This window comes from Desulfitobacterium dichloroeliminans LMG P-21439, assembly GCF_000243135.2.
Taxonomy (GTDB): domain Bacteria; phylum Bacillota; class Desulfitobacteriia; order Desulfitobacteriales; family Desulfitobacteriaceae; genus Desulfitobacterium; species Desulfitobacterium dichloroeliminans.
Genome location: NC_019903.1, coordinates 3,411,240 through 3,422,112 on the forward strand (window position 1 = coordinate 3,411,240; position 10,873 = coordinate 3,422,112).

Annotated in this window: 12 protein-coding genes; 3 read left to right on the plus strand and 9 right to left on the minus strand. The window is 39.7% G+C overall.

The features are described from left to right. Positions 1-59 precede the first annotated feature (59 nt). From DESDI_RS16145 to DESDI_RS16165, 5 genes are all read right to left on the minus strand, one after another. Positions 60-1,037: a uroporphyrinogen decarboxylase family protein gene (locus DESDI_RS16145; protein ID WP_015263681.1), complete on the minus strand. Its 978-nt coding sequence runs from the start codon at positions 1,035-1,037 to the stop codon at positions 60-62. A gap of 52 nt (positions 1,038-1,089) precedes the next feature. Then, on the minus strand, positions 1,090-1,722 hold the full coding sequence (locus DESDI_RS16150) for a cobalamin-dependent protein (protein ID WP_015263682.1): 633 nt from the start codon (positions 1,720-1,722) through the stop codon (positions 1,090-1,092). 30 nt (positions 1,723-1,752) lie between these two features. Beyond that, complete coding sequence (locus DESDI_RS16155) at positions 1,753-2,556, minus strand: methyltetrahydrofolate cobalamin methyltransferase (protein WP_015263683.1); 804 nt, start codon at positions 2,554-2,556, stop codon at positions 1,753-1,755. A gap of 290 nt (positions 2,557-2,846) precedes the next feature. Then, on the minus strand, positions 2,847-3,272 hold the full coding sequence (locus DESDI_RS16160; RefSeq protein ID WP_015263684.1) for a universal stress protein: 426 nt from the start codon (positions 3,270-3,272) through the stop codon (positions 2,847-2,849). Between the two features lie 161 nt (positions 3,273-3,433). After that, complete coding sequence (locus tag DESDI_RS16165) at positions 3,434-3,739, minus strand: zinc-ribbon domain containing protein (protein WP_015263685.1); 306 nt, start codon at positions 3,737-3,739, stop codon at positions 3,434-3,436. A 298-nt stretch (positions 3,740-4,037) separates the two neighbouring features. Here DESDI_RS16165 and DESDI_RS16170 point away from each other — a divergent pair, with 298 nt between their 5' ends. Continuing rightward, positions 4,038-4,601 carry a thymidine kinase gene (locus DESDI_RS16170; protein WP_015263686.1) on the plus strand — a complete coding sequence of 188 codons (564 nt, stop codon included), beginning with the start codon at positions 4,038-4,040 and terminating at the stop codon, positions 4,599-4,601. An 87-nt stretch (positions 4,602-4,688) separates the two neighbouring features. Here DESDI_RS16170 and DESDI_RS16175 read toward each other — a convergent pair whose 3' ends face one another. Beyond that, a complete protein-coding gene (locus DESDI_RS16175; RefSeq protein WP_015263687.1) occupies positions 4,689-5,030 on the minus strand; it encodes a zinc ribbon domain-containing protein YjdM in 342 nt (113 codons plus the stop codon). Between the two features lie 213 nt (positions 5,031-5,243). Here DESDI_RS16175 and DESDI_RS16180 point away from each other — a divergent pair, with 213 nt between their 5' ends. Further along, positions 5,244-5,432, plus strand: a complete 189-nt coding sequence (locus DESDI_RS16180; protein WP_015263688.1) for a DUF6506 family protein — start codon at positions 5,244-5,246, stop codon at positions 5,430-5,432. Beyond that, complete coding sequence (istB, locus tag DESDI_RS16185; RefSeq protein WP_015263689.1) at positions 5,407-6,174, plus strand: IS21-like element helper ATPase IstB; 768 nt, start codon at positions 5,407-5,409, stop codon at positions 6,172-6,174. The genes DESDI_RS16180 and istB overlap by 26 nt, the downstream gene beginning before the upstream one ends. A gap of 534 nt (positions 6,175-6,708) precedes the next feature. Here the strand turns inward: istB and DESDI_RS16190 are convergent. From DESDI_RS16190 to DESDI_RS16200, 3 genes are all read right to left on the minus strand, one after another. Then, a complete protein-coding gene (locus tag DESDI_RS16190; RefSeq protein ID WP_015263691.1) occupies positions 6,709-7,179 on the minus strand; it encodes a hypothetical protein in 471 nt (156 codons plus the stop codon). 289 nt (positions 7,180-7,468) lie between these two features. Then, a complete protein-coding gene (locus tag DESDI_RS16195) occupies positions 7,469-9,775 on the minus strand; it encodes a DGQHR domain-containing protein (RefSeq protein ID WP_015263692.1) in 2,307 nt (768 codons plus the stop codon). A gap of 1 nt (position 9,776) precedes the next feature. Then, the gene (locus DESDI_RS16200) at positions 9,777-10,610 is read right to left on the minus strand and encodes a DNA adenine methylase (RefSeq protein WP_015263693.1); all 834 of its coding nucleotides are present in this window, start codon (positions 10,608-10,610) and stop codon (positions 9,777-9,779) included. Positions 10,611-10,873: the final 263 nt, after the last annotated feature.

Sequence of the window (10,873 nt, forward strand, 5' to 3'; positions counted from 1 at the left end):
TCTTCCCAGAAAAACAGGGCCTCCGAAGGCTAGCTCCGAAGGCTTTGTTAATTTTAATTCTAGAACACTTTTTTACTAAGTTTATCGATCTCTTCACTTACGCAATCATAAACGCCGGGGAAGGAGCTAAATCCCAGACCTTGGGTTAGGCAGGGGATAAAATAGTGCTTCCCACAATTGGTGCAGGCTCTTTCCACTTCTCTGGCAGCAATTTCCCGTGTCCAGGTAGGGAAGTCAACGACACCACTGTCGATATCGCCCATAAAGCTGATCTTCCCGCCATATTTTTTGATAAGCTCAGGAGTGTTGTTAGTAGTCATGACCCCTTGCCAAATATCAACGCCCATTTCAATCATGAACGGTACGAAGGTTGCGGCATAGCAATCGCTGTGATGAACCAGCAGTTCAACCCCATGTTGCTTGTAATAGCTATAGATTTTCTTGTAAGCCGGAAGATAGAATTCTTCAAACATCGCCGGGGAAATGAAGGTGCTCTTTTGGCTGCCCCAATCATCATGGTGGAAGAGGGCATCAGGTTTGAGACGACGGCAAATGACTTCTGCTAGCTTTAATTCATATTCTGTAAGATAGTCAATCAGCTCATGCATGTATTCCGGCTCTTCATATAAGGCCATCAAAGCATCTTCCATGCTCATCAAGTGGTGGCACATTTCAAAAACGCCAGGCGCAACAAAGGCGGTAACGAATTGCTCATTGCGGTCGATTCTGTTGGCGTGTTCAACGGCAGCTGCCCATGCCTCATCTGTGTCTAGAACCTCGGGAGCCTTAACTTGTTCTCTCCACTTCGTGATATCTTTAAGAACTTTATGCTCTTCATCATGGACAGGGAACTGACCGATTTGGCCTTCGGGCCATCTAAAGGTGATACCCCAACCCGTCTTGATTTCGCCTCCGGGAGGAGCCATGAAATCAACTGGGTTTTCCAAGATGATGTCCATAAACTCATACTGATTGACAAAACGATCCGGATTGCCGCCGCGAATGGTTTCTAATAGGTTTTGCTTTTTGGTTAACATGAAAATCCGCCTCCCTATTCTTTTTGTCCCGATTATAAATTCATTTACGCTATTATGCGCTTACTAATTCTTTCGCTTTTACAGCGGCTCCACCTGCATCGGCAGCGAAGCCATCGGCGCCGATTGTCTCGGCCATCTCTTGGCTAACGGGCGCACCGCCAACTATTACCTTGATGCCGGAAAGGCCACTGCTTTTGAGCAGATTGACTGTTTCCTTCATTGCAGGCATCGTGGTGGTCAAGAGACCGGAGCAAGCTACAAGTTTAACATTGTCATTTTCTTTGGCGGCATTGACAAACTTCTCGGCAGATACATCCACACCGAGATCCACAACAGTAAAGCCCACGCTTTCCAACATCATAGCCACTAGATTCTTACCGATATCGTGGAGGTCTCCGGCGACAGTTCCAATAACACATGTACCTAAAGATCTAGCGCTTTCGCCCGTGAGAAGTGGTCTAAGGACATCCACACCCTTCGACATCGACTTGGCTGCCATGAGCATTTCCGGCACGAACAGTTCTCCGGAGGAGAATTTATCTCCTACGACGCCCATGGATTCAATCATACCTTCAAGAATATCTCCAGCTGCATTACCTTCATCTAGAGCTTCTTGAACCAGACCCGGTACGAGTTTCGCTTTACCCGCTTCTACCATAGCTTTGACTTCTGCGATTTTTGACATATTAATTCCTCCTTGTTTTTAATCCTTATGTTATTTTTTTACGCCAAATTTACCTTCCCGATAGGCTCCAATGTATTCCATGCAGTATTCATCTTGACCGAGAAGAGCTTCGGTCGCAAAAATCATGCCCATTAAATCCTCTTTAGTCGGATCAACAATGGCACTATCCATTCCTGCAGTCATGGCCATGACGATAAAAGCCTGATTCACTAATCTCCGCACAGGGAGATTGAAGGAAATATTGCTAGCTCCCCCAGTGATATGGATTTGGGGATACTGTTTCTTGATTTCTTTCAAGACCTCCATAATAGCTAAGATACCGTCTTCTGAAGTACAGAGCATTTGCACCAAAGGATCGATATGCAAGCGATCAGGAGCAATAGCGTATTGCTTTGCTTTATCCATAATAGCTGCAAAAACCTCCAAGCGCTTAGCGGCATCTTGAGGAATTCCCGTATCATCATTCAGTAGTGCTACACATTCCCATTTCGTATCCGCAATTAATGGGAAAATCAATTCAATCTTATTGCCCTCCATGGACACGGAATTAATCAATCCCGGCTTGTTACAATACTTTATGGCTTCGGCGATGATATGAGCGTTGGGGCTGTCTATGGAAATGGCGACATCCGACACCTCTTGGACCAGATCGATCAGCCACTTCATAGTTTCAAGTTCGATATCGTTATCTACCGAGGCGCAAACATCAAGATAGTCAACACCTGCTTCAGTCTGCACTTTGGCTAGATTGCGAATAAAATCCGCATCTTTGGCAGCAATAGCCTTTGCTACGGATGGAATCGCTCCATTGATTTTCTCGCCTATAAGTATCATGCGTATCAACCTCCTAATCTCATTCTTGACTACATATGCTTGGTTGTCTATACAACTTCACCCTATATATTCGCCGTCTCACTCAAATAACCCTTTTCAAATTTTACGAATTTAGTAGTATTTTATAACTATATTTCTCTATAATTCGACAATTTTACTATCGCCCCTCTTTTACCTTCGAGAATAATTGACAACAAAGCCCAGTTAGAGAAAAGCAGCCTCAGTAAATTACGAAGCTGCTTTTCTCTAATATGCCTTTATTGGTAACTTATATGTAATTCTGACTCTAATTACCTTACGACTAGAGCGGTACAATGGGCATGTGTCAGGACTTTCTGGCTAACACTGCCAATAAAGAACCGAGATACGGCATTCATGCCACGACTTCCAATAATAATTTCAGTAGCTCCCATTTTCTCCGCTTCTTCACAAATGACCTCTGCCGGGTCACCTGTTTTTATCTCGGCTTTAACCTCAACACCGGAATCTGCGAATTTGGCGATTCCTTGAGCGATAATCGCTTCCGCTTCTGAACTTAGCTCCTTCTCCATTTCGGCTGCATCAAAAACAACTCTGCTTGGATAGGATGTGACCGTTTCCCGCACATGAAGAATCTTTACCGAGCCATTGTTGCTTTTTGCCATCGCTATGGCGTAGTCAGCTGCTTTCAAAGCGTTTTCCGAACCGTCGAAAGCGAGTAAAATCTTCTTAAGCAACTTGTCACCCCCTTTTTTTATATCTAAGAGTCTTTGGTCAAGCTGGGCTCTCGTTTGAATATACCATATATTTTCATTAATCAAAATATAAAAAACAAAAGTTACCCTTAAATATAAAAAGCCTTCCCGGAACTAACTCCAGGAAGGCTTCTGTTAAACAATTACCAATTGTTACGTGTGCGTGGTTGGAAACAATCACGGCAATATACAGGCTTGTCACCAGAAGGTTGGAAAGGTACTGTGGTATCTTTTCCACAACTAGCACAAACAGCAGGGAACATTTCACGTTGTGGACGTGAAGAATATCCGCCGTTACCTCTAGATTGTTGCTTTCTAGCTGCACGGCAAGATGGGCAACGTCCGGGTTCGTTGGTGAAACCTTTTTCTGCATAGAATTCTTGCTCGGAAGCGGAGAAAACGAAATCTACTCCACAGTCTTTACAGGATAAAACTTTGTCTTCAAACATTAAAAAAACCTCCAAAATCGTATTACCCGCCACCTGGGGAAGTCTTCAGTCTTCCTGGAGCTTTAGGCAACAGGGAAGGTTTTTCGTAATTCCACAATATTAACGAGTTACCTAATTGTAACTTCAATTCACAAATTTGTCAAACTTTTCTTTAGATAATAAGGCCATGCACAGATTGATGAGAGGGCTTTCCAACAGAAACAATAGGGAATAGGAAAGCATGGATATGGACAGGTGCAAAACCCGCCTTCTTTTAGTAATATTAAGGTAACAAAAGACACTTAAAGGAGAGATTAAGGTGGCTAAACTCTATTTCCATTTTGGGGCCATGGGAAGTTCCAAAACTGCCAATGCTTTGTTGGTGTACCATAATTATATTGACAAAGGCCAAAAGGCATTGATTGCTAAGCCTGTCATTGAAACACGGGATGGAGATCTCATAAAATCCCGTAGTGGTTTAGCCGGACCCTGTATCACCTTAGAAGCACTGATTGAAATGCCTTTTGAGGCTTTAAAAGAATATGACTGTATTATTATAGATGAAATCCAGTTTGCTAAGGAGCAGCAGATTGAATTTCTCGCCGATATCGTTGATACCCTGCACATTCCAGTCATGTGTTATGGCTTGCGAACCGATTTCCGAGGATTTTTATTTGAAGGAAGCCGACGCATGTTTGAACTCGCCGATAAAATCATTGAAATTAAGACAGTCTGTTGGTGCGGACGAAAGGCAACCCATAATGCCCGCTATAACGAATATGGAATCATACGAGAGGGAGACCAAATTGATTTAGGGGCCGATGAGAAATATATATCCTTATGCCGTAAACATCATCAGCAAGGCCTGGTTAGAAAGCCGTAATCCATAGACACAAAAGGGGCGTGGCAAAACAGCTTTTTCAAGTAATTTGCGGCGCCTCCTATTGTATTGCTTATCGCACTGCCCATTTTATACCTTCTTAACAAATTCAGATTTCAACTGCATGGCTCCAAACCCATCGATTTTGCAATCAATATCATGGTCCCCATCAATCAAGCGTATGTTCCTTACTTTTGTACCGATCTTTATGGATGATGAACTTCCTTTTACCTTAAGATCCTTAATTATCGCGACCGTGTCACCGTCATTTAAGACATTGCCATAGGCATCTTTAACACTCTTGTTATCTTCAAGACTCTCGGCGCTGGATTCTGAGGTCCACTCATAAGCACATTCCGGGCAAACAAAACCACTTCCATCTGCGTAAGTATAAGCCGAGTTACATTTTGGACAATTTGGAAAATCAACCATTAAGCCACGCCTCCTCTTTGGGTACAGTCTAAACGAAAATTAACCTAATTGCAAAAATGCCAGCCACGGTAGCACCATGATACAAATCCCCAAAAAATACCGTACTATTTATCTGAACCTTCATTCTACTACGTTGTCGTATCATAATGAGCATGTTATATTAATGTAAAGTTAATTAATCTTATACTAAATACTATTTTGAAGGTACATATTGTGAAGTATAAAGAAGCTTTCATCGTTCTCGTACCCGATTCTGATCCTACCCATAATAAAAGCACGATTGGCACTGAATCCTATACCGCTCATACAGTTCTTGTCCAGAATATTGATCAGGCTCTCGCTGAATGTAAGAGTCTAGTAGAGCAAGAAGGCATCAATGCCTTTGTCCTCTGTCCGGGCTGACGCAAAGGAAGCCGTAGTCGATATCTACTGTAAGCAGCTTAAACTTCCTGGCCTTAAGGCCCATTTTAGGGATTTAGCCCGGGATGCCATGGCTCAAAACCAAACACCTACTTCCTTTTTAGCCGCAGCCTTAGCTAAAGAAGTTGAGGTTCGTGCACAGAAACGATTATCCACACGTTTAAAGCAATCTCGAATTCAAGAGGTAAAGACCATTGAAGGGTTTGACTTTACTAGTATTCCTAAAGTCCCCAAACATAAGATTGTTTCCCTGTCCGAATGCAAATTCATCCAAGAGCGAGAAAACGTCATATGTGTAGGACAATCGGGCACAGGAAAATCCCATATTGCCACTGCCATTGGTATTTCTGCAATTCAGCAGGGCTACAGGGTGCGATTTGTTAAAGTGAGCGATCTCCTTCAGGAACTATTGAAAGCTGAGAGTGAGTATAGATTACCTCGTTATCTCAAGACCTGGAACAAATTTGACCTTGTTATCCTCGATGAACTAGGCTACATAAACCTTGGCGCGGACAGTCCTTTGCTCTTCCAATTCTGCTCTGAACGCTATGAGAGTGGTAGCCTGATCATAACCACAAACCTAGAATTTGGCCGTTGGGGGGAGGTATTTGGTGACAATGCCCTAACCATAGCTTTACTTGACCGGATAACTCACCATGCCCATGTTATCCCTTTCATTGGTGAGTCCTATAGGTTCAAGCAGAGCAAGAAAAAAGGGAACTAACGATAATATTAACCAAAGTTAACCGCCTGGAGGGTGGTCAATTTTTTGGCAGTCATGGTGGTCAACTTTTCGCTTGACACTACTATCCCGTACACGTAGTGACTACATTGTACAGGATTTAATTATTGAGATGCCGGTTTTGGCCGGATGTTGCAAGAACAGTGGCCGGATGTGATAGGAGCCCTGGCCATATGTCACAGGATTATTGGTCAGATGCCGCAAGAATACTCATTAAGGTTTATCACTTAGGCGTTCTAAAAATATTTAAAGCCTTGAGGTATACTTATTTATGCACCTCAAGACTTTCGATTTCATTATGTTTTAAACTAGTGGGTTTATTTGGTGTAGGCGAAACGTACCCATCCAAACCCTCAACTGAATAATCCGGGCTAGAATGAGCCACTGTTCAAAGTGGCTCAACTACCTCCGGAATAGCGGCTCTCGTGAACCGTAATATTCATCAACTAAGGGCGCAAATAGGAATTATTGTTTATGACTGTAAAAAAACCATACCGAATCTTACTAGTACCAAGTTTATTTTTTCTTTATTAAATAATCCTCATAACCCGAATCAAGTCTGTATTTAGTTACCTCTATAATCTCTTCAACTTTTTTATGATCCCTTCTCTTTCCTATGAGCTTAAGTAGTAATTCCTCCATTTTCTTCAAAGCGTAAATATCAGCTTCCTTTTCCCTGTTAATGATTTCATCTTGTTGGATTGTAATTCGAGTAAAAGGATCACTGAAATGCTTATTTATAACGTGACCTGACTCATGGAAAAATAAATATAGATCCTCGAATTTAATTATTTCTCGTATATCAACACAAGCCAAGCACTTTGAAGTTCTTTCGTCTATCCATACTTCTGCATGTCCATCCTGTCCGGGTCTAGCCTTTACAAACATCACTCCATCTACCACATTATTTAGCTCATTAAGAACCTCTTCAATTGCTTCTTTAAACTTTACCTTTGCTTTAACATGGTTTAATTCAAAGTAATCCATACTTCATATCCCCTTTTTTGTTAGAAATAAACTTTAAGCTAACAACTTGACATGGAGTAAAAAAAGTGTGAATTATAGAGTGAAGGAGACTTTCTATACTATTTCGAACCCATGTTTTGGATTATACGCACAAACGAATATAAATGGACGAGCGAAGCAAACTTTCAGGATAGTTCGACACATCGTCACTCTCCCTTAGGGCAGTCATCGCCAAAAATTACTACTTTATTGAGATCGGAATTCCCAGGCAAACAATCCATATCTTTTAACTTATTACACCTTTGAGCTATTAGGTATCCCCTTGACTATTAGTTAAGAGCCATTTGTAGATACCGTTAATAAAATCATACTCATCTTTTGTTACACTATAATTTGCTTTTATAAGCTTATTACTAATAGTAAATAGGCGATTAATCCATTCGGTTTTGGCTTCTTTACCGCCATGAACTTTAACTTCTTCTGGTCGAGTGATGATATTGTCGAAAATCTCAGACCAGTTTCTCCCGTTTATTACTATCTCCCGACAATCATTTAGATTTACGCAATCCCAAATGCTTATTGCTTCAGAACTTAGACCAGAAGCAATATTCTCATATGTTTGTTCATCAGCTTCTTTCTTAGCTTTAAGATAAACCAATTTAGGCAGACCAACTATAAGCCATTTCTCACCTCGGGCCTTTTCGAGGTGATGAGCAACTATGTCTTTTACTATCTTTTCTATTTCTATTAAATACTTTCGAGAAGATTCATTATATGTTTTAGCCTCATCCTCCCAGTATCTTTTAAGTCCCTCTGGGTTAAAGTCTGCTCGCTGATCAGATATTGCTTTTTGAAATGTACGCCAAAACTTTGTATCTGCACCTCCACCAAATACGCTCTTAAGTTCCTTCCTCTGTTCTATGCTGAGGTTTATGAAAAAGTCAACTAGTGGGTCTAGGTAATATCTTACCTCATCAACAAGCTTAGAGGTTTTGTCTATTTTAGGAAACATTTGATGTGCTTCAACCAAATGATTTACAATATCATTAATTACTCTTATAACACCTTGGATACCTCTATTGATTGTAAGAATACCACTGTTGCTTTCTCCTTTTTCCCACTCATTTTCAAGGAGAGATTTTACGTACTTCAAACACTCTTCAAGAAAAGGATAAAAGATATCTAGAGTGTCCTGATTTGTACCAACATCGAATGTGCCATCCTTTATAATAATATTCTTTTTACCAAAGGTTGAAAAAAACTGGCACTTTTTCAGTGCTGCTTGAATAGCTTGCACAGTTATACATTTTATAGATGCTTTTTCATCTTCACCTATTGCAACTCGCCCAAGGAGAGGAGAGGTTTCTTCCTCTCCAAGCATCTGTGCGATTTTTGATCTTAAAGCTTGCCTCTGCTCATTATAATCAGTAGAATCCCAAAACATATCACTATTTAATGTAACTCTTAGTGATTTAGATACCGCTTTCTGATTCTCGTTAATATCCATGAAGAGCTTTATCTGTTCTTTGCGGTCAAGGTCAACAAATGCTACCACCGGAATTGAATTTGTGGATGCGTATCGAGAATCTGAATACCCATATAGACGATGCTGACCGTCAATAATATAGGCAGAACGATACTTTTTGGGCAAATGTAATATTCCCAACTTAGATAATGATCCCTCAACTCTTGTTGGTGAGATATCAAATTGCACATCTTTTCCACCAGTATCGATACTAATAATTAACGAATTGGGGAAATACCCTTCACTATCCACGAAGTTTTTTATATCTTTTAGCCTTTTTTTCTTTATTAAACGCTGATATGTAGGCATCATATTCTTGTTTGCTTCATTCCTATGTAGCACATAACTAATCTTCAGAAGTTTTTCTGGTTCAATAGAGAATGAATAATATGTATAACCACCCATTTTTCCCTGAATGGCTGGAATCTTGTTCTCCATATTCTTAATCTCTTGATTTGCAAACAAGTTCCCAAGCAATTGATATCTTGCACTAGTGCCAATATGTTTAACAAGTTCGATATAATAATCCACAACAGCGTTGCTGAAATAAGCAATATTCCACTCATTAAGCTTGTTCAAATCCGCTCTACTCATTATATAATTGTGCGTAGCCCAAATGAATTTAACTTTTCTGCCCGGAAATTCCTTTAGAACCTCCTTACGCAAGCCATCCATTTGACCATAAAAAGCCTCTATAGGCTTTTTAAACGCTCCATCTTTTACTGTTTCGGACGCTTTGCATTCTATAATAATTACCGTTTCTTCATCAGCTGCAAAAATATCAATTTGCTGAGTGATATCTGGATTTTGAAAGTCATATTGCATTTTAAATGAACGGTCTCTGTTCATATCTGTGAATCCTAGATTCGCAAAAAGCATCCATACCCTATCTTCAAATACCTCGTCAAAGCGTTTATCCTTCTTAACACCTACGTATTTTGGATCTTTATAGGACTTAAATTCAGTCCATCCTTCTTCTATGAGTTCTGGGAGCGCAATTTGACGTTCTTTTCTTGTTATATAAGTCTTACACCTTTCCTGTTTCGCAGTCAAAAGCTCTTTTCCACTGACAATTTTCCCCCAGTCTGTCATATTATCGCACCCCTTCTGTTATATTAGTAAATATATACTCTGTGACCAAACCACGTTTAGAATTGATACCTCCAATTAGGCTGTTCCGTTCAAGCTTAAAAAGCTGATCGCCTTTATTAAAGATTTCAAATACTGTTTTATGGGCTGCATTTGTTAGTATATAAAATGCGTTTTTATCTTTTATAACATCAATAAAGTCGCTCAATCGCTTTTGGTCATCTATTGAGAAGAGCGTTTTGTTATACTCAATAAATCCATTATTATTATGCGATACTGTATAGGGGGGGTCTAGAAAAACCAGATCTCCGCTTTTTATCATATCTACATAGTGAGTAAAATCTCCAGCGGCTATATTAGCATTTTGTAATGCATAACTAGCTGTAATTAGTTTGTCTGTATTGATTTTAAGTTTTTCCCTAAATCCATATGGAACGTTATATTTACCTTTTTTATTTACCCTGTATAATCCGTTATAAGATGTCTGATTAAGAAATATAAATCTTGCAGCCTTCTCAAAAGCATTCTCTGGCTCGCTAGCACGCAATTGATAATAAAACTGCTCTGTGTTCTGGTATTTTAACAACAAATCAATAACAGAATAAGGATCTTCTTTTACCGCTAAATATGTTTCAATTAGCTCATTATTGATATCGCATAGAAAGGACTTATTCTTAGGTTGGTATGAAAAAAACAATGCCCCACCACCAAGAAATGGCTCATGATAATTATTAAAGACACTATTGCTTAATATTTGTCTTAAATACTCCAGCAACCACTTCTTACCACCAGCCCACCTTAAAAAAGGGCCTGACTGGATTTTTTTAGAATCAGCCATTTTGATATCTCCTTATTGAATTAGATAAATAATGTCGAAATAGCAAATGTTATATATTTCTACAAAAGATTATATTTTCCTCCAATTCAAAAGGATAATGCTATCTAGTCTTTTAATAAACAAAAAACGAAAGAATAATAATTCGCTAAAATGACAAATTTATACTTCTATTTATTATAAAACTTATTAAGGAAAACCAGTCGGTTTGTTTGGCGGGGGCGAGACATACCTATCCAGCCCCACAAGTTTTCTAAATCAATTAA